The sequence below is a fragment of the Rhodococcus sp. IEGM 1302 genome, from assembly GCF_030056935.1.
GTDB classification, from domain to species: Bacteria; Actinomycetota; Actinomycetes; order Mycobacteriales; family Mycobacteriaceae; genus Rhodococcus_F; species Rhodococcus_F qingshengii.
In genome coordinates, this window is the sequence record NZ_JASHKY010000001.1 from 486035 (window position 1) to 506580 (window position 20546).

The following is a 20546-nucleotide window of genomic DNA, read 5'->3' on the forward strand; positions in this document are numbered from 1 at the left end:
ACTTCCCCGTAGTACCAGCACAACTCGACGACGTCCGTCGAGTTGATCCGTCATGCCCACATTCCGTATTTCAGGAGCACATCATGGGATTCAAAGAAGGAAACTTCCCTCCCGTCGATCCGGCAACGTTCATGGACAAGCCGTTTCTCGAGCGTCTGCGTGACATGTCCACGCACTGGGTGGATTACGGCTTCGGTACGCCGAAGATGGTCCACACCGTCTACATCATGAAACTGTTGTTCCTCTACCTGGCAGCTGGAACAGCCGTTGCCACTTTGACTTCCGGTCTCTCGTGGTTCGACATCGGATCGTGGTGGAACCAGCCGATCGTCTACCAGAAACTCATCATCTGGACGATGATGCTCGAGATGCTGGGCTTGGCAGGATCCTGGGGGCCGCTCGCCGGCCACTTCAAGCCGATGACCGGTGGAGTTCTCTACTGGCTCCGCCCCGGCACCATACGTCTGCCACCGTGGCCGGGCAAAGTGCCGCTCACCTCGGGTGACACCCGCACGGTGTTCGACGTCTTCATCTATGTCGCCGCAGTCGCCAATCTCCTTGTTGCCGCTGTTCTCCCCGGTGTTCACACCACAGGAATCGACTCGGCAATCGCTGACAATGCCGGACTGGTGCGCCCGACGGTCTTGTACTCCTTCCTGGTACTCATGGTGATTCTCGGGTTGCGGGACAAGGTGCCCTTCATCGCTGCCCGTAGTGAGCAGTACCTGCCGGCGATCTTCTTCTTCACATTCCTGCCGTTCGTCGACATGATCCTGGCGCTCAAACTGCTGATCGTCATGGTGTGGATCGGTGCCGGTGTCTCGAAGTTCGGTCGCCATTTCTCGCTGGTGGTTCCTCCGATGCTCAGCAATACCCCGTGGATCCCGTCGAAGAAGATCAAGCGCGCCCACTACCGGAATTTCCCGGAGGATCTGCGGCCTTCACACCTGGGCGGCGGCGTCGCACACGTGGCCGGAACGATGGTCGAAATCGTCACCCCGTTGATACTGCTGTTCTCGACGAACAAGACCCTCACGATCCTCGCCGTGATCCTCATGGTCGGATTCCATCTGTTCATCGCGTCGACCTTCCCGCTTGCCGTCCCACTCGAATGGAATCTTCTGTTCGCCTACGCCTCGGTCTTCCTGTTCCTGGGATTCCCGGCATGGGACGGCTACGGACTCGGCGCCATGTCCTCACCGTGGATTACCGCGGGAATTGTTGCAGCCCTTGCCTTCTTCCCCATTCTCGGAAACCTTCGACCCGATCTGGTGTCCTTCCTGCCGTCGATGCGTCAGTACGCCGGCAACTGGGCATCCGCGACGTGGGCATTCGCGCCGGGCGCTGAAGCCAAGATCGACCAGTTCATCAAGCGTCCGTCGCCGGATACGCGCAATCAGTTGATGACGATGTACCCCGAAGATGTGTCCGATGTCGTTCTGCATCAGCTGTTGGGCTGGCGTTCCATGCACAGCCAGGGGCGTGCGCTGTTCTCTCTGATGATCAGGCACCTCGGCGACGACATCAACACGTACTCACTGCGGGAAGCAGAGTTCATGTGCAACTCCATCGTCGCCTTCAACTTCGGTGACGGGCACCTGCACGACGCGAAGTTGATCGCAGCCATTCAGCGTCGCTGCAATTTCGCACCCGGTGAGTTCCTGGTGACCTGGATCGAATCGCAGCCCATCCACAAGGGAACGCAGGAGTACCAGGTGATCGATGCCGCTCTCGGTGTCATCGAACGAGGTACTTTCAAGGTCGCCGACGCAGTCGCCGAACAGCCGTGGTTGCCGAACGGGCCCATTCCGTTCGACGTTCAGTGGACACTGGACGTACGGGCCGACCGCGCGGCAACGGATCCGCAGGTTGTCTCCGAACCGAAGATGCGTACGAGGGTCAGCGGTAGCGAGCAAGAGGTGAGTAAGTGACAAAGGCCGTAGTCGTCGGCAGCGGGCCCAATGGGCTCGCTGCCGCGGTACACCTCGCACGTAGCGGTGTGGACGTGCAGGTGCTCGAGGCTGCCGACCAGATCGGCGGAGGCACCCGCTCCGGTCCGATCGACGTGCCGGGGTTGATCCATGATCACTGCTCGGCGTTTCACCCGATGGGTATCGGCTCGCCGTACCTGTCCAAGCTGGACCTCGAGCGATACGGGCTGATCTGGAGATGGGCAGAGGTGGACTGCGCGCATCCGCTCGACAACGGGGACGCCGGGGTTCTGTACCGCTCGCTGGAGCAGACGGCTGCGGGACTCGGCGCTGACGGGCCTCGATGGCAACGCATGTTCGGTGACTTGTCGACTGGGTTCGATGCGCTGGCGTCCGATCTGATGCGCCCGATCGTCAATGTTCCGCACCATCCGCTGCGGCTCGCAGCTTTCGGTCCGCGAGCGCTGCTTCCGGCAACGGTGACCGCCAAACTGTGGAAGACGGACAAGGGGAAGGCGCTGTTCGGCGGGGTTGCCGCACACGCCTTCTATCCACTCAACCGTCCGGCCACCTCGGCGGTGGGATTGATGATCACTGCTGCTGGTCACCGCTACGGTTGGCCGGTTGCCGAGGGAGGTTCGCGGTCGATCACCGACGCGATGGCTGCGATGCTCCTCGATCACGGCGGCAAGATCGACACCGGCGTTCGGGTTCGTACGGCCTCCGAGATTCCGGACGCCGATGTTGTTCTGCTGGATGTCAATCCGGGGGGTGCGCTCGAAATTCTGGGCGATCGACTCCCTGGCCGAGTGGCGAGGGCCTATCGAAAGTTCAAGCAGGCTCCCGGAGCATTCAAGGTCGATTTTGCGATCGAAGGTCATGTGCCGTGGACCAATCCGGACTGTGCTCGGGCCGGAACTGTCCATCTGGCAGGTGGTTTCGACGAAATCGTGGCCGCTGAGCGTGAGACGAATTCAGGCCGCATGCCGGACCGGCCGTTCGTGCTGCTAGGTCAGCAATACCTGGCTGATCCCACCCGATCTGCCGGGAACGTTCATCCGCTGTATGCCTATGCGCACGTGCCTCACGGTTACGCCGGCGACGCTACGGAGGCGATCATCCGTCAGATCGAGAGGTTTGCGCCAGGATTCCGGGAGCAGATTGTCGCGACGTCGAGCAGTGGTACAGCTGACCTGGCAGAGGACAATCCGAATCAGGTAGGCGGCGACATCATCGGAGGTGCCAACACCGAACTGCAGGTTGTCTTGCGTCCGCGCGTCGCAGTCGATCCGTACAGCACGGGGATCGCGGGCACTTACCTGTGCTCGGCCTCGACCCCGCCGGGTGCCGGAGCACATGGAATGTGCGGGTACAACGCAGCCGAATCGGCTCTGAAGTACCTGCGACGAAAGGGTGCGGAAGTTCTGTGAGTAGTCCATCGCACAAGGAGCGAGGCGCCGGTGCGATGCGGCGCCTCGCCCGAGTGCCTGCAGCCGCGGAGCCGGAAGTGCTTGCGGTGGTTGCCGAGTTGGCACGACGACTCGACGAGCGCAGCGCCGACATCGCGCGTGAGATGGCCTTCATGATGGCTCACGAAATCGACCAATTGGATGCAGACGCCAAATTGCTCGAAATGCTCGAGGCCAGCGTGCAGGGAAACATCACGACGATCATCCACGTATTGGCCAACGACATTCCGATCGATCATCTCCAACCCACCACTGCTGCAGTGGAATACGCGCTGCGTCTGGCGCAGCGGGATGTCCCGTCCAACTCCCTTGTCCGGGCCTATCACATGGGCCAAGGCGATCTGATGCGGATCTGCCACGACGAGATCAGCACACTGGATATTCCGGCGCGACTCACTTTGGCTGTCCTGAAACACACTTCGGACGTGGTCTACAGCTACATCGACTGGATCACGCTCTACGTCTTCGACGCGTACGAGCGGGAACGCAGTCGATGGATGGCAGCGCAGGGAAACCTCCATTCGGCCGCAATCCACGCCCTCCTGTCCGGCGCCAACGCAGATACCGCTGCTTTCGAAGCGGAGACCGGGTACCGCCTCGGTCAGAACCACGTCGCCCTGGTGGTCTGGTCGACGTGGGATGCCGACGTCATGGGCATCAATACGCTGGACCGACTCGTACGTGATCTCGGCGCAGCGGCGGGAGCGGACAAGCCGCCGATCATCACCGCCATCGATCGGCGCACGGTGTGGGCGTGGCTGCCGTTCGGTCGCCGGGTGCCTGCGCCGGATCCGGAGGTTCTCGCGGCGGCAGTGCCGTTGGACGGCGGGGCGCGGGTGGCAATCGGACTGCCGGGGTCAGGGGTCGACGGTTTCAAACGGTCCCACGAACAGGCAACCGCCGCCTATTCGGTTGCTGCCGTCCCGGATACACCGCAGCGACCTGTGGTGAGCTTCGGAGACCGCGGCGTCGCTGTGGTTTCACTTCTGTCCGAGAACATCGATTCGACGAAGTCATGGGTCTGGGAGGTGCTTGGCCCGTTGGCGGAAGATACGCCCTCTGCTGCATCCTTGCGGACGACGTTGAGTGTGTACTTTGCACATGGTGAAAGTCATCTGCACACTGCCAATCACATGAATCTGCACCGGAATACGGTGAAGTATCGCATCAATAAGGCGCTCGGCGATCCAGTTGCTGCCGGCCGAGACAAGTTGGATCTTGCTCTGGCCCTGCAGGTTTGTGAGTTGTTGGGCAGATCGGTCTTGCGCCCCGCGCGAACGTCGTGAGTTGTGGAAAGTTGTGGACGCGCCACGGCCTGTGGGCTCCGTATCGGGTTTTGATGTCCGATGCGGAGCCTGGCCGTGTTCTGTTGTGCCTGAGGTTCTTCTCAGGTTTTGAAGGTGGTGTTCGCCGGCCTGGGTTGCTGTCCGGGGTCGATCGAGGGTGGTGGGATGAACCACGGCTTGTTGTCGACTCCTATTCGGATTTCCCATTTCCCGACGAACCCTGATTTTCGGTGCATCAGTCGGTGGTGTGAACGGCACAGCAGCACCAGGTTGTTCATCACCGTCGGGCCGCCGTTGGCCCAGTGCCGGATATGGTGCGCATCCGTCCAGGCCGGTACACATGTGCAGCCGGGGAACGCGCAGCCCTTGTCCCGGGCGATCAACGCCACTCGCTGTTCGGCGGTGACCAATCGTTTTCCTGGTCTCGCATCCAAGGGCGCGCCGTGATCGTCGAGCAGAACAGTGGACAGGAAACAATCGCACCCAAGGAGTCTGGTCTGCGAGACCGAGAGCGGCCCCAGCCACGGCATGTGCCCGACATCAAGATCAGACACAGCCACTCCACCACCATCAGTTGGTGTGGCGGCGCAGTCCCGATGCTCCGCCAAATCACGGGCGTTGATGTGCACGTTCACATGCGGACGCTGACCACCATCCGTACCGGTCTTCGCGCAGTCCAGGTAACGGCGGATCAGTTCGGTGAACCCGTCCGCGGTGCGTTTCGCCGCCGACCGAGAATCGGGAGTCCCGTCCGGTGCCGGGGTCGGCATCGTCAGATTCGACAACGCCGACAACAGCATCTCACCGGTGAGGGCGTCGAAATCGCCGCGCACCACCACCCGACCGTTCAATGTCGACGCGATCCGCAACTCATTGAGATCGACATCCTCGGCGGGCGGGATCTCATCGGACTCGAACAACCGCTCCAAGGTCGCGATCACGTTCCGCACTTTCGTCGTCGTCGCCTCCACCCCCGACGCAGCAGCCAACAACAAATCGATGCACTTCGGTAGCGCCTCCTCCGGCATGCCTTTCGGCGGTGATTCACAGAACGCCACGATCAAAACGGCATGCTCGAAGGAGCAATCCCCGCCATCGAACCGAGCCGCCACCGCCGGAAACGGCCGCAAAGCTGCACCCAGGGCGGCGATCTTCTTCCCGTCCCGAACCTGCAACATCGTGTTGGCCGCCAACCAGGACCCCACACCGCGGCTGGCAATCACCTGATCATCCGGACGCAACGACAACTCGTCCACCACAGCCACTCGAACTGCTTCCAGGCGCAGAATCTCCGCGCTCGCCGACACCGCAGCCGCACGTAACTCAGAAGCAGGTAACTGCCACAGACGTCCGCGTAACCCCACCGCAGAACCAGACACCACGTCCGACAACAAGACACTCATTGAATCCCCCGATCCCCTCCCCAAATCATATTCGAATATGTGTTCGAGTCAAGGGGTTGTTCACCACCGAATCGGCCTGACTCTGTGATGTCAGCGGGTTGTCATACTGTGGTCGAGTGACTTCGCCGTGGACAGCTGGGCAGGTGGCGTCGGTAGCTCCGGACGCCGCATCGCTGGCCGCTGCGCGCAAGTTGGCTGGTTCGTGGAGCCATGCCGGCAACAGGGGTCTCGCGCTCTGGGGGCTGTGTCAGGGCAGCGGCTCGAAGCCGTATCAAGCAGTGGTCGACCTGAGGGGCCCTGCATACAAGTGCTCGTGCCCCAGTCGAAAGTTTCCGTGCAAACATGCTCTAGGGCTGCTGGTGGAATGGTCGGAAGGGCGTGTGCCGTCGACGGACGAGCCCGCCGACTTCGCGGCAGAGTGGTTGTTGCGCCGCGAGGAGAAGGCCGAGACCCGCGGCGAAAGGGCTGAGACCGGCGACGAGGCCCCCAAGAAGGCTCCCGACCCGGCGACAGCGCAGAAGCGCGCCGACCGCGTTGCGAGCGGGCTCGTCGAATTGGACCTGTGGATCACCGATCAGATCCGCAGTGGTCTGGCAGCGATGGACACATCCTGGGCGGGCTTCGACGCAGTAGCTGCTCGAATGGTGGATGCTCAGGCGCCTGGTGTCGCAGGCACACTTCGAGCCTTGGCGGGCACCGTTGCGTCTACCGAGAACTGGCCCGAGAAAGTCCTCGACGAGTTGGCTCGGTTGCACCTGCTGGTTGCTGCGCATCAGAAGCTGTCCGAGTTGCCGGAAGATCTTGCCTATTCGGTGAAAGCACACGTCGGCTATCCGGTCTCAACCGAGAGTGTGATGGAATCGATTCCGGTGAAAGAGAACTGGATGATTCTCGGTTCCGGGATCACCGAGGAGAAGCGACTGTTCACCCGAACGGTGTGGATGCTCGGCAGGAATTCGAAGCGGTGGGCCATGCTGCTCGACTTCTCCCACGGGTCGGCCAATTTTGCCACCGAAACGCCGCCAGTCGGGTTTCTGCTCAACGCCGATGTTCATTTCTATCCCGGTGCCGCGGCATTGCGGGCGCGGATAGGGGTCACGCACGGAGAGCCGGAGCCCTTCACAACCATGCCGTTCGGAAGCATCGACACTGCGTTGCAGCAGTTTACCGATGCCCTCGCCGCGGATCCATGGTTGCGCTCGTGGCCGGCAGTGATCAGTTCGGTGGTCCCGTCGTTCGTCGACGGATCATGGTTTGTCGTCGACGAATCGGGCACAGCGCTTCGGGCAGAGGGTGATTCGGATCTTCTGTGGAAGTTGCTCGGCATTTCCGGCGGTTACCCGGTCACAGTCTGCGGAACGTGGAACGCGCTGGCTTTTACTCCGATCTCGGTTTTCACGGGAGGGCAGGTGATCGTGCTGTGAGTACATTGATCTCAGCGGCCCTCCTTGGGACAGCCAGAACAGCAACAACATTCGAGGAGCTGCCGGCTGAAGTGCGTGGCTACGCTCGCGAACTCGACGGCGATCCTGCCGAGATGCTTCTCGCAGGAGCAGCGTTGGAGAGGGCGTACCGCCGTGGCGGTGCGGGCTCCACCACGGCGGCGGTGCCGACACCTGCGCCAGACGATGTTCGATTCACGCTGCCGGAATCCTCATCGGCGCATCTGCTGTCGATGCTCGCGGCCAAGGCGACCTTGCTCGACGAATGGTTCGCAGTCGCGTTGGAGCACAATTACCGTGCGCCTGATCATCTGGTCGCCGAGTTGCTTTCCTTTGCACGTGCAAGTGAAGCTCACCGGGAGAGCATCCTGCAGATTGTCGGCGAGCGTGGTCGATGGCTTGCCGCGCAAAACCCCGAGTGGAGCAAGCTCGTCCGAACCAGGGATGCCAACCCGGACGTGTGGCGTCACGGAAGTTCGTCGCAGCGCACACAGTGGCTGATGGACACTCGTCGAACAGATCCCGCGCTGGCGCTGGCCGAACTCCGAAAGTCCTGGGGCACCGAGCGGGGCGAACAGAAGGCTGCCTTCGTCGCGGCGCTGGCAAACGGGCTGAGCACGGATGATCAACCATTGTTGGAGGAAGCCCTCGACGACCGTCGCAAGGACGTGCGACGTGCGGCAGTGGAAGTACTCGGACAACTCCCCGAATCGGAGTTCGGGGAGAGAATGGCTGCTCGGGTTCGGAAATGGGTGCGGGTGGAAAGGAAACTCGTTCGGTCCACGCTCGTCATCGTTCCGCCTGAGGAAGTCGATTCAGCGGCGAGGCGAGACGGCATCGAAGACCGGCCGAATCCACACACCGACTATCGTGCCGAGTATGTGCGTCAGGCGATCGGTTCTGCGCCGTTGTCTCTGTGGAACAACATGATCGGTGGACCAGGCAAGGTCTTGGGGATGAGCGTTGACGAAAGCTGGGAGCCGATCCTTCACGACGCGTGGTCCACCGCCGCAGTCGCGCAGAACAATACGGAATGGGCGCTGGAACTCTTTCGTATGCGCGGCACCGCCACCGATCGGCGCGTGCTCCCGTTGGTGCCGGCCAAGGCGCTGGCTGATCTGTTGAGGTCCGGAAACGGCGACGCCAACGTTCTGCACCCGGGCCGGGCAGCGATCTACGACGCTCTGCGAGGTCCATGGCCCGAGGACATCACCCGGGCAGTGGTGGCCCAGTGGGAACGAGTTGCGGCCAGACGTGCCGACGGAGGCGCCAAGGCCGGCGAATTCTCACGCTACAAGTACGTCGCATCGCTGCGCCTGGCCGAGACTCGATTTCCTTACAGCGCAGTAACTTTGCTGGAGCGTGCTGCGGAACGTGCACGTGACCCGGACTGGCGGCAGACCTTCGCCAGAACTGCCAGCGTCATCACCCACCGCAAGACCCTGCTCGAGGAGCTCACATGACTGACAGCGTAACCGTGCCCACCACGGAACCGGAAAAGCTCGCGGAACCGGAAAAGCTCGCGCAACCGGCAAAGCTGATGCGGCCCCACGCAGAGCAGGAGTACGCGCTCGAACTCGAAGCACTGGCCGCGCAGGATGCTCGTCCGCGTCCACCGTCGTGGAACTTGTCGCCCTGGGCCGTCGTGACGTATCTGTTGGGTGGCACTCTCGACGACGGAACCGTCATTTCGCCGAAGTACGTCGGTCCACGGAGGTTGATGGAAGTGGCCGTCGCAACTCTTGCCACCGACCGGGCGCTACTGCTGTTGGGGGTTCCCGGTACGGCCAAGACCTGGGTCTCCGAACATCTTTCGGCCGCAATCTCGGGTGCGTCGACGCTCCTGGTCCAGGGCACGTCGGGCACGCCCGAGGAAGCTATCCGCTACGGCTGGAACTACGCACGTCTTCTCTCCGAGGGGCCGACCGCCGGTGCGCTGGTGCCTTCTCCCGTGATGACGGCGATGGAAACCGGGAAGATCGCCCGCGTCGAAGAGTTGACGCGCATTCCGGCCGACGTGCAGGACGCCCTCATCACCATTCTCTCCGAGAAGACGTTGCCGGTGCCGGAGCTGGGCATCGAGGTGCAGGCAGCCAAGGGCTTCAACCTGATCGCTACCGCCAACGATCGCGATCGCGGTGTCAACGACCTGTCGTCCGCACTGCGTCGACGGTTCAATACCGTAGTCCTCCCTTTGCCGGCCAGCGAGGAAGACGAGGTGGCCATCGTGGCACGTCGAGTCGAACAGCTGGGCGCAGCACTGGAATTGCCGACAACCCCCGCAGCAGCCGAGGAAATTCGCCGGGTCGTCACCGTGTTCCGGGAACTGCGATCAGGCACGACCACCGACGGCCGCACCAAGTTGAAGTCCCCGTCCGGAACTCTGTCGACGGCGGAGGCGATCTCGGTGGTCACCAACGGTTTGGCGTTGTCTGCGCATTTCGGGGACGGCGTACTGCGGGCATCCGACGTCGCTGCCGGAATCCTGGGCTCGGTGATCAAGGATCCGGTCGCAGACAAGGTGGTGTGGAACGAGTACCTCGAGGCAGTAGTGCGTGAACGCGGCGAGTGGTCCGACTTCTACCGGGCGTGCCGCGAGGTCACCGGGTGACCATCGTGATTCCGGACCTGCGTGTCCGGGTCTTCGGTATCCGTCACCACGGCCCGGGATCTGCTCGTTCGGTTCGGCAGGGTCTGGAAGAGTTCTCGCCTGACGTCGTCCTGATAGAAGGGCCTTCGGACGCAGACCCGTTGGTGATGCTGGCGGCGTCGGAATCGATGGAACCACCGATTGCGTTGCTCGCGTACGCCACTGGCGAACCGTCGAACGCGGCATTCTGGCCGTTTGCGGTGTTCTCACCCGAATGGCAAGCGCTGCAGTGGGCTGCGAAGAACGGTGTGCAGGCACGGTTCTGCGATCTGCCCGCCTTCAACGTGTTGGCGGATCAGGGGATTCGTACTGTCCGCGAGGGCGATCCTCTGTCGGAACTGGCCGCGGCCGCGGGTTTCGACGACACCGAGCGCTGGTGGGATTCGGTGATCGAATCGAGCTCGGGCGCAGATTCTTTCGATGCGATCACCGAGGCGATGGAGGCGCTGCGTGAGACAGTGCCGATCGACGAGGAGACAGCGCATCGCGAAGCGTATATGCGTCAGGTGCTGCGAAAGACGTTGAAAGATGGCGCTGAGCGGGTAGCGGTCGTCTGCGGAGCCTGGCACGCGCCGGCGTTGGTCGGAGCCTTGGGGCCGGCGGCACCCGATGCTCGCATCCTCAAAGGAATGTCCAAGGTCAAGACCTCGCTGACGTGGGTTCCCTGGACTCACTCACGTCTGGCATCGGCATCGGGTTACGGCGCCGGAATTACCTCGCCGGGCTGGTATCACCACCTGTTCACCGCGAACGACAAGACGATCACGCGGTGGCTCACCAAAGTTGCGCGGGTGCTCAGGGACGAGGACCTTCCGATCTCGAGTGCTCACGTCATCGAAGCTGTCCGGTTGGCAGATACGTTGGCGGCACTGCGTTCTCGACCCTTGGCGGGATTGTCGGAGGTCACCGAGGCAACGAGGTCGGTGATGTGCGACGGGAACGACGTTCTTCTGGATCTGATCACGCGAAGATTGGTTGTGGGCGAAGCGCTGGGCGCGGTGCCCGAAGAAACTCCGACGGTTCCGCTCGAAGCAGACCTGCGAGCACGTTCAAAGACTTTGCGGCTCAAACAACAAGCGGGAGCCAAGAATCTCGATCTGGACCTGCGACGCGACATCGACGTCGAGCGTTCCCAGTTCCTGCACCGACTGGGGATCCTCGAGATCGATTGGGGGACCCCGGCCGACAGTGAGGTCCGTTCCACCGGAACGTTCCGGGAGACTTGGGCGCTGCAATGGAAGCCCGAATTCTCGGTCTCGGTGATCGAGGCGTCGCTGTGGGGCACGACGGTGGCTGCAGCGGCAACATCACGTGTCGTCTCGAAGATCAACGAGCCGGACATCTCTCTCGCGTCACTGATCGGACTACTGGAGAACTCGCTCCTGGCGAACCTGCCGGCAGCGTTGTCCGCTGTGCTGGAAAGTGTGAAAACGGTTGCGGCACTAGATCATGACGTGTCGCACCTGATGGCGGCGCTGCCCACGCTGACGCGAACGCTGCGGTACGGCGATGTGCGCGGAACCGACGTGTCGGCATTGGTCGACGTCGCCGACAGCCTGTTGATCCGCATTTGCACCGGCCTCGCAGTCGCCGTCACGGGCCTGGACGATCCCAGTGCCGAGGAGTTTCGCGAACACCTCGACAAGGTTCACTCGGCAGTCATGGTTCGTGACGATCGCGATGCGAGCGCACGGTGGCTGCAGGCCATGGCCGGCGTGATCGACCGTGACGACGTCAACGGATTACTCGTCGGCCGGATGGTGCGGCTACTGCGCGACAGCGGTTCGATCACGGAAACCGCTGCAGCCCAGCGCTTGTCTCGGGCCCTGTCCGTGGGAAGCACGCCGACAGCCAAAGCCGGGTGGGTCGACGGGTTTCTCGGTGGAGGAGGGCTTGTGCTCGTTCACGATCGAGCGTTGCTCACGCTGATCGACACGTGGGTTCGCCAACTTCGTGAGCAGGACTTCATCGACACGCTTCCACTGCTTCGACGTACGTTCGGAGCGTTCGAGGCGGGGGAGCGTCGAGCGATCGGTCAGGCGGTCAGAGGTGGACGACGCGTCGAAACGACAGTGGAGACCGATGCTCGACGCGGCAGAGCGGCAATGGCGGTCGTTGCGGACATCTTGGGGGTGGGCGCATGAGCGACGACGATCAGCGCCTTCGACGCTGGAGACTGATGCTCGGGGAATCCGCCGAAGAATCGACGGGTGGGCTGGGCCAACCGGGCGAGCGTCGAATGGATGCAGCTCTTGCCGCACTCTACGATTCGTCCGGCCCGACCAAGGGGCGACGCCGCTCAGCCGGATTGGGGGCGTCGGCTCCGTCCGTCGCCAGATGGCTCGGCGATATCCGGACGTACTTTCCCGGCACGGTGGTGCAGGTGATGCAGAAGGACGCGATCGACCGACTGGGTTTGGCGCAGTTGCTGCTCGAACCGGAACTGCTCGATGCCGTCGAGCCCGATGTGCATCTGGTCGGGACGCTGCTGAGCCTCAACCAGGTCATGCCGGAGGCCAGCAAGGCCACTGCTCGAATGGTCGTCGGCAAGGTGGTTCGGGAAGTCGAAGAGCGAATCGCGCAGAAAACGAAGGCCGCAGTGACCGGGGCACTCAATCGTTCGGCCAGAACGTCGAATCCGAAGTTGCGTGACATCGACTGGGACCGAACCATCCGAGCAAATCTGTCGCACTACCTTCCGGAGTATCGAACCGTCGTCCCCGAGCGGCTCGTCGGATACGGCCGCAAGTCGAAATCCGTGCAGCGCGACGTAGTCCTGGCGATCGACCAATCGGGTTCGATGGCGTCCAGCGTCGTCTACGCGTCCGTGTTCGGCGCGGTGTTGGCGTCGATGCAGGCGCTGAAGACTTCGCTCGTGGTTTTCGACACTGCCGTCGTCGACCTGACGGACAAACTGTCCGATCCAGTCGACGTCCTTTTCGGGACCCAACTTGGTGGGGGCACGGACATCAACCGCGCAATCGCGTACAGCCAGTCACTGATCTCGCGTCCTGCCGAGTCGATGTTCGTTCTGATCTCGGACCTCTACGAGGGCGGTATTCGCAACGAGATGTTGCGCCGGATGGCCGCCATGAAGAACTCCGGCGTTCAAGTCGTGGTTCTACTGGCACTCTCGGACGACGGGGCACCGTCGTTCGATCACGACAATGCAGCGTCGCTGAGTGCCCTCGGGATTCCCGCGTTTGCGTGCACGCCGGACAAGTTTCCGGAACTGCTGGCGGTGGCTCTGGAACGCGGGGACGTGTCGGCTTGGGCGGATCAGCTCAGCCTCGAACAGCACTGACCGGTCTGCTTCGAGAACCTGAACACCGGGTACACCCGCACGATGGGTGACGGACAGGTTGCTGGTTCGACGACGCAGGCGGGTTCAGGACTGGTTCTCACGGTGTTGGCATCCAGCCAATTCCTGATGACCTTGGACAGTTCGGTCATGAACGTTTCGATGGCAACCGTCGCCGAGGACGTCGGCACGAGCATCACCGGTATTCAAACCGCGATCACGCTGTACACCCTGGTCATGGCGACGCTGATGATCACGGGCAGCAAGCTGGGGTCGATGATGGGTCGTCGCCGGGCCTTCGCGCTCGGCTTGATCATCTACGGCGCAGGTTCTCTGACAACGGCGCTCGCTCCCAATCTTGCGGTCCTGCTGATCGGATGGTCGTTCCTCGAAGGCGTCGGTGCGGCACTCATCATGCCCGCGATCGTCGCGCTCGTCGCCACCAACTTTCCGGCTCAGAAGCGCCCGGCTGCCTACGGTCTGGTCGCTGCCGCCGGCGCGATGGCCGTGGCGGTCGGGCCGCTGATCGGCGGCGCCGCGACGACATTTGCGTCATGGCGTTACGTGTTCGTCGGCGAAGTCGTGATCGTTGTCCTGATCTTGCTGGTGCTCAGCAAGGTGGTCGACGTCCCACCGTCGAAGTCGCGCCTCGACTACGTCGGATCGATCTTGTCCGTGGTGGGACTGGGCATGATCGTCTTCGGTGTACTGCGCTCGAGCGAGTGGGGTTGGGTGCAGGCCAAACCCGACGGACCGCAGTTGGTCGGGCTTTCCCCGGTGGTGTGGCTGCTGATCGCCGGGCTCCTGGTCGTGTACGGATTCCTGCGCTGGGAGGGACGCCTGGCCGCTGCGGGGAAGGAGCCGTTGCTTGATCCGGCGATGCTGCGAAACCGCGAGCTCAGTGGCGGACTTTCCATGTTCTTCGCGCAGTTTCTGGTCCAGGCGGGCGTGTTCTTCGCGGTCCCGTTGTTCTTGTCCGTAGTTCTGGAGCTCAGTGCCCTGGAGACGGGCGTTCGCATCCTGCCGTTGTCGGCGGCGCTCGTCGTGGCGGCGATCGGTATTCCGAAGCTACGGCCTACCGCGAACCCGCGACGCGTGGTCCGAGTCGGATTGTTGGTCATGGTCGTCGGCATTCTGATGCTCGTTGCAGGCATGGACCCCGGCGCCAATGCGGCGATCGTGATGATTCCCATGCTGTTCATGGGTTTCGGCTTGGGGTGCCTGTCTTCGCAGCTCGGAGCCGTCACGGTGTCCTCGGTCCCGGACGAGCGCAGCACCGAGGTCGGCGGGTTGCAGAACACCGCCACCAACCTCGGCGCTTCCTTGGGAACTGCCCTGATCGGATCGGTTCTCATTGCCACTCTCACGACGTCGGCGATCGCCGGAATCGAAGACAATCCGGCGGTTCCGACATCGGTGCAGCAGCAAGCGAGCACCGACATGGCCTCGGGCGTGCCGTTCCTGTCGACGACGCAACTCCGATCCGCTCTCGATGACGCCGGCGTCGCCGAGTCCACGGCGGATGCGATCGTGGACGTGAACGAAGAAGCCAGGCTGGACGCGTTGCGTGTCGCTTTTGCCGTGGCAGCGCTGCTCGCAATCGCCGCGTTGTTCCCGACCGCTCGAATCCCCCGCGTCGCGGTCGGCGACAAACGTGGTTCGAGCTAAGAATCAGCAATCGCGGATCGACCTGGACGATCGACGGAACGACCTCTGGATATAGTGATCTGCGCACAATCGATTCGTCAGATGGCTACCGTTGTGAAGGAAACAAGCAGCGAGTCTGAAACACTGACGTTTCACCGGATAAGGGTTCGGTGGGGAGCCAGGGGAGGTTCGGATGGCCAGGCGAGCGGATTCGACGCCCGCTGATGGCGCCTGCGCAGATGTCGGGATGCCTCGCTGATGAGCCGTCCGAGTCGATTGGGCAGGCAAGATCCTGCTTCGGAGGCCGACTGCAACAGCCTGTTTCGCCGTCAGATAGACGAAGCTGCAGCCGTCGCGCCGTTCGCCAATCTTGCGTACATGGCGAGTTTGGTCGTGATTCTGACCTACACCGTCCCGCCCGGACGTCAGACGCTCAGGTGGTTGGGTGGCGCCCTCATCTTTCTCGTCCTCGCGAATTCGATCCGAGTATGGATTCCCCTTCGCTGGCGGCCGTCGAAGCACACCCCGCGCTACGACTACGTGGGTCTGCTCGTCGAAGTGATCGTGGTCGCGACCCTCGACGTCACACTTTTCGCTCTGCTCTTTCACGACATGGACGTCTTCCGCGACTTGGTTCTGATCGCGACGATGGCCGGGATCATGGGCGCCGGGACCGTGACGTTCTCGAGTCTGAGATCGGTGAGCCTGACCTGGATCTACATTCACGGCCTCGGCGTCTTCACTGTTCTCGTCGTCCACGCCGAACCACACTTTCGCATACTTGCGATTCAGTTGTGCATCTACATGTTTGCGCTCACCGTAGGGGCGGTCTATCTGTCGGCCTCTTTCCAGAGACGTTGTCTCGCAGAGTTTCAGGCGGAATCCGAGCGTCAGACTGTGGCGTTGTTGCTCGACGGTTTCGAGGGCGGTTCCCGCGACTGGCTGTGGGAATGCGACACCAACGGCCGGTTCTCCCACACCTCGGCACGTCTCGCCGAGGTCGCAGGTATGACGGTGGACGAGTTGCAGCAACTCACCTTCGGACAACTCCTCACCAGACTCCAGATCGCATCGAGTCCGGAGGGGCGTGCGGCCGCGGCCCAGATGATCGACAAACTCGAATCGAGTGCTCCCTTCCGGGACACTGTCGTGCCGGTGCATGTCGACGGTAGGCGACGCTGGTGGTCTCTTTCCGGCAATCCACGGGTCCTCGAATCCGGCGTGATTCTGGGTTGGCGCGGTGTCGGTTCCGACATCACGGAGAGGTATGTCCACGAGCAGGAGATCCTTCGCCTTGCGGCCACCGACTCGTTGACCGGGTTACCGAACCGTCGTGCGTTCGGAGTGGCGCTCGAGGAAGCGATCGATTCCCGCGTGCCGGAGAAGCAGGTTCTCGTCGGGATTCTCGACCTCGACAACTTCAAATCGGTGAACGACACCCTTGGCCATCCGATCGGGGACCAATTACTTCTCGAAGTCACGAAACGCCTTCGCGACGTGATCGGTTCGGACATGTGCTCGCGGATGGGCGGTGACGAATTCGGGCTGATCGTCTGTACGTCTTCGCGCGACGATCCCGGTGTGATCTTCGATCGGTACCTGGAAGTGCTGCACGAACCATTCTTCGTCGAAGGCAATCGGATCGAAGTGCGGGCCACGATCGGTTACTCGAGCGCGCCCGAGGATTCGACGGACGCCGACGGATTGGTGATGCTGGCAGATCTGGCTCTGTACGAGGCGAAGTCGACGGGACGCAATCGAGTGGGCAAGTTCTCGCCGCTGCTGCGGGCGAGGGCATCGGCGCGGGCAACGGCGTTGCACGAGCTGAACAGAGGGATCGAGGAAGGGCAGTTCGATCTCCATTACCAGCCTCAGGTCGACACTCAGACCGGTGAAGTGGTGGCCTTCGAGGCTCTTCTTCGGTGGAACCATCCCAGCCGCGGCCTCATCGGGCCCAGCCAGTTCATCTCGGTGGCGGAGGAAACCGGAATGATCATTCCCCTCGGTGCGCAGGCAATGGCGATGGCGACCGCCGCCGCTGCGGGGTGGCCGACCGGAATTGGCGTCTCGGTCAACGTTTCACCAGTGCAGTTGGTGTCGCGAGAGTTCGGTGCGATGGTGAAGAAAGCGCTGACGGATTCGGGCTTGCCTCCGCAACTGCTGCAGCTCGAAATCACCGAGACAGGTGTTGTGGACGATCGCGCGATCCGGGATCTCTACAAGCTGCGTGAGCTCGGGGTCACCGTCGCACTCGACGATTTCGGCACCGGCTATTCGTCCTTCGCCACGCTCCAGAGACTTCCAATCGACGTTCTCAAGATCGATCGCATGCTGGTCACCGACTCGGACGATCCGAAGATGTCCGTGGTGAAGTCCATTGTCGAATTGGCCGCGGCCCTCGGTATGAAATCGTTGGCCGAGGGCGTGGAGACCATCGAGCAGTTCCGCCGCGTCCAGTGGGTCGGGTGTGACCTGGTCCAGGGTTACCACATCAGCAAGGCTCTGACCGCTGAGCGCGTCGATGTGTATCTTGCCGCGACGGACACGGAAACCGGGCGCAGCGTCCACCCACTTACGTGGCTGTGAATCAGATCTGAGCCGAGCGGATCGTATTACCGCCTGCCGCCTTCGCTTGATACATCATCGAATCCGCGACATTTGTCGCCGCCAGGATTGCGGAAGCACCGCCGCTCCACGCCTTCGATTCGGCGGTCATCATCACCGCTCCGACGCTCACCGTTGTGGGGATCGCGTCGGAACAATCCGACAGCGCCGCGTTTATCCCTTCGATCAACAGGGTTGTCGATTCGGGATCGCCGGCGATGACGGCCAGGTATTCTTCCCCGCCGGTTCGAGCGATGACTCCGCGTTCGCCGAGATGTGTGCTCAATCGGTTCGCGGTTCTCCTGATGACATGATCGCCTTCGGCATGACCGTGAAGATCATTCACCGTTTTGAATTTGTCGATATCGACGACGATGAAGGCGAGAGATGAAGAATCGTCTCGGGCGCTCTCGAAGAGATCGCCGACTGCCCCTTCCAGTCCCCGACGGTTGAACAGTCCAGTGAGGGGATCCCGGTCCGAATACTGGGCATCGCGGTAGAGAGTGCGCCAAGTCAGGTGCGCAAAAATGGGAACGAGTGTGACAGCTCCGAAAAGAACGGTGCCGCGGGCCAGAAGCGTCGTGATATCGACGTCGCCTTCCAGATATGCAAGAACGAAAACGGTGGTCGTGACGGTCGTCGACCAAACGACATGAGCGACAAGCCACTTTGCGCTGACAAAAAGCGTCGCAAAGGTTCCGGTGACCGCGAAGACGATGCAACCGAACGTCCCGGACGAGCGATCCGGCACCAGGAGGACGGCAGCCGCGATCCCGAGATCTGCGAATATTCCGAATGCAAGCAACCCCCGGCGTCCGGGAAACGGTTGTGTGAACCAGCATGCGGCGATTCCCACACACGTACAGATCATGAAAATCGAAAGAGCTTTGCCGGGGGTGGTCGGCGGCGTATCTGGACCGATCAATTTGTAGAAAGCGGACAGTCCGAAGATGATCGTCATCATTCCGAGCAAGGTTCGGAAGATCGGAATGATTGCCCGGCCGGATCTCTGGTGCTTTATCCACTCGTAGTCGTGTGGTTCGTTGAACCATTCGTGAAGTGTTCGCCAAGAACTGTGCCCCTCGGAGGCGATGACAGGGCTCGGCATGCTGTCCATTTTGCCTTGAATTTAGGTAAAGAGAAAATCTATGTTCGACCGCTTCCATCGGATCGGCTCTTTTCGGGGAAGAGGTTCAATTATCGAGTCGAGCGCTTACTCGATGCTTGTTTCAAGCTTTCTTCGAACTGCTGTGTGCGTTGTTCGAGGCGGTCGCGAACGATCCGACTTTTCGCGTACGAGACTTTCTCACGCCGTGAGCGGCGAGGATGACCCCCAGCGCGACCAGGCTTTGGACGAATTCCGCGCGCGTGGGTTCGTTGAGACCCATTCCCACCAGGATCACGAGAATCAGACCAGTGACCACTATCGGCAGGCCGGGATACAACCAGACACGGAATTTCAGAATCTCGGGGCTTTCGCGTTCCCATCGGCGTCGGAGGCGTAGTTCGGATACACAGATCAGGATGTAAACGAACAAGCAGATTGCGCCCGACGAATTCACGAGGAACAAGAAAATCGTATCCGGCCAGATGTAGCCGGCCGCGATACAGAAGTACCCGGCCACGGTGCAGGCGAGTACGCCCTTCACCGGCACGCCGCGGCTGTTGGTCCGTGTCATCCAGGCCGGCGCGTCGTTGTAGACGGAGAGTGCGAAGAGCATCCGTGACGCCGTGTACAGGCCGGAATTGAGGCAGGACAGCACCGCGACCAGAACCACGAGATTGAGAATGTCGGCGGCGCCGGGAATTCCGAGCAGGTCGAGTGCGGAGATGAACGGAGAATCGCCGACGACGAACGAATCCCACGGCAGCATCGTCACGAGGAGGAAGGTGGCGACAACGAAGAAGGCGAGAATGCGGAAGACGACCGTGTTCGTGGCCCGCCTGATCGCTCCGGCAGGTTCGGCGGATTCCGCTGCGGCGATCGTGACAAGCTCGGCTCCGGTCATGGAGAAGATCACGGCGACAACGCCCACCAGTACGGGGGTGAAGCCGTTCGGCAGAAATCCTCCGTGGCCGGTCAGATTGCTGAAATCGACTTCACTGCCGGGCCAGATGCCGAAGACGAACAGACTGCCGAGCACGATGAAGCCGATGATGACGGCGACCTTGATACCCGCAAACCAGTATTCAGCCTCGCCGAAGTTGCTGACGGAGAGAAGATTGACCCCGGTCATCACCAACAGGAGTACCGCTGACATGAGCCAGAGCGGGACACCATGGATCCACCGGGAGAGCAAGGTTGCTCCGACGACGGATTCGATGCCGACGACGATCACCCAGAAATACCAGTAGAGCCAGCCAGTGGTGAAACCCGCCCAGTCGCCCAACGCCATGCGGGCGTATTCGGTGAACGATCCCGTACACGGCTTGGCCACGGCCATTTCGCCGAGCATGCGCATCACCAGGAACACGATGATGCCGCAGATCGCGCACGTGATGACTGCGCCGGGGCCGGCCTGGTTGATGATTCCGCTCAGCCCGACGAAGAAACCGGCGCCGATGACGCCGCCCATGGAAAGCATGGTCAGGTGGCGCTTCTTCAAGCCTGTTTTGAGTGTCGAATGAACGCTGGCGGCTTCGGCTGTTTCGGTGCTGCTGTCGGGCATCTGGGCTCAGCTCCTATTGCATGACGCGATCAGTTCTTTCGGAGAGACGCTAAGCTCATCGTGTGATCCAGAACATGGACTTGATGTACAAATCTGAACTGGAAACTGTCAGTTCTGTCCACTGCCCATTTATCCACTGCCTTT

Annotated in this window: 13 protein-coding genes; 10 read left to right on the forward strand and 3 right to left on the reverse strand. The window is 61.7% G+C overall.

The window, feature by feature from the left end; all coding sequences use genetic code 11:
* Window positions 1-83 precede the first annotated feature (83 nt).
* The 3 genes from QM609_RS02270 to QM609_RS02280 are packed head-to-tail and all read left to right on the forward strand — an operon-like array spanning window position 84 to window position 4686.
* The gene (locus QM609_RS02270; RefSeq protein WP_042451545.1) at window positions 84-1931 is read left to right on the forward strand and encodes a DUF3556 domain-containing protein; all 1848 of its coding nucleotides are present in this window, start codon (window positions 84-86) and stop codon (window positions 1929-1931) included.
* A complete protein-coding gene (locus QM609_RS02275) occupies window positions 1928-3361 on the forward strand; it encodes a phytoene desaturase family protein (protein WP_030536102.1) in 1434 nt (477 codons plus the stop codon). The genes QM609_RS02270 and QM609_RS02275 overlap by 4 nt, the downstream gene beginning before the upstream one ends.
* 35 nt (window positions 3362-3396) lie before the next feature.
* Window positions 3397-4686: a PucR family transcriptional regulator gene (locus tag QM609_RS02280; protein ID WP_042921507.1), complete on the forward strand. Its 1290-nt coding sequence runs from the start codon at window positions 3397-3399 to the stop codon at window positions 4684-4686.
* A 101-nt stretch (window positions 4687-4787) separates the two neighbouring features.
* Here QM609_RS02280 and QM609_RS02285 read toward each other — a convergent pair whose 3' ends face one another.
* Complete coding sequence (locus QM609_RS02285) at window positions 4788-6089, reverse strand: HNH endonuclease signature motif containing protein (RefSeq protein ID WP_050656924.1); 1302 nt, start codon at window positions 6087-6089, stop codon at window positions 4788-4790.
* Between the two features lie 116 nt (window positions 6090-6205).
* Between QM609_RS02285 and QM609_RS02290 the strand changes: the two genes are divergently transcribed.
* The 7 genes from QM609_RS02290 (at window position 6206) to QM609_RS02320 (ending at window position 17715) form a co-directional block, all read left to right on the forward strand.
* The gene (locus QM609_RS02290) at window positions 6206-7513 is read left to right on the forward strand and encodes an SWIM zinc finger family protein (RefSeq protein WP_047269386.1); all 1308 of its coding nucleotides are present in this window, start codon (window positions 6206-6208) and stop codon (window positions 7511-7513) included.
* On the forward strand, window positions 7510-8994 hold the full coding sequence (locus QM609_RS02295; protein WP_050656925.1) for a DUF5691 domain-containing protein: 1485 nt from the start codon (window positions 7510-7512) through the stop codon (window positions 8992-8994). Before QM609_RS02290 ends, QM609_RS02295 begins: the two co-directional genes overlap by 4 nt.
* 77 nt (window positions 8995-9071) lie before the next feature.
* A complete protein-coding gene (locus QM609_RS02300) occupies window positions 9072-10142 on the forward strand; it encodes an ATP-binding protein (RefSeq protein ID WP_050656937.1) in 1071 nt (356 codons plus the stop codon).
* A complete protein-coding gene (locus QM609_RS02305; protein ID WP_076948624.1) occupies window positions 10139-12325 on the forward strand; it encodes a DUF5682 family protein in 2187 nt (728 codons plus the stop codon). The genes QM609_RS02300 and QM609_RS02305 overlap by 4 nt, the downstream gene beginning before the upstream one ends.
* Window positions 12322-13485, forward strand: a complete 1164-nt coding sequence (locus QM609_RS02310; RefSeq protein WP_050656927.1) for a VWA domain-containing protein — start codon at window positions 12322-12324, stop codon at window positions 13483-13485. Before QM609_RS02305 ends, QM609_RS02310 begins: the two co-directional genes overlap by 4 nt.
* A gap of 42 nt (window positions 13486-13527) precedes the next feature.
* A complete protein-coding gene (locus QM609_RS02315; protein ID WP_042446444.1) occupies window positions 13528-15150 on the forward strand; it encodes an MFS transporter in 1623 nt (540 codons plus the stop codon).
* A gap of 237 nt (window positions 15151-15387) precedes the next feature.
* Window positions 15388-17715 carry a putative bifunctional diguanylate cyclase/phosphodiesterase gene (locus tag QM609_RS02320; RefSeq protein WP_050656928.1) on the forward strand — a complete coding sequence of 776 codons (2328 nt, stop codon included), beginning with the start codon at window positions 15388-15390 and terminating at the stop codon, window positions 17713-17715.
* 1 nt (window position 17716) lies between these two features.
* Here QM609_RS02320 and QM609_RS02325 read toward each other — a convergent pair whose 3' ends face one another.
* Window positions 17717-18841, reverse strand: a complete 1125-nt coding sequence (locus QM609_RS02325; RefSeq protein WP_076948643.1) for a GGDEF domain-containing protein — start codon at window positions 18839-18841, stop codon at window positions 17717-17719.
* A 121-nt stretch (window positions 18842-18962) separates the two neighbouring features.
* Window positions 18963-20402, reverse strand: coding sequence for an amino acid permease (locus tag QM609_RS02330; protein WP_283336971.1), 1440 nt, complete (start codon window positions 20400-20402; stop codon window positions 18963-18965).
* Between the last annotated feature and the right edge of the window lie 144 nt (window positions 20403-20546).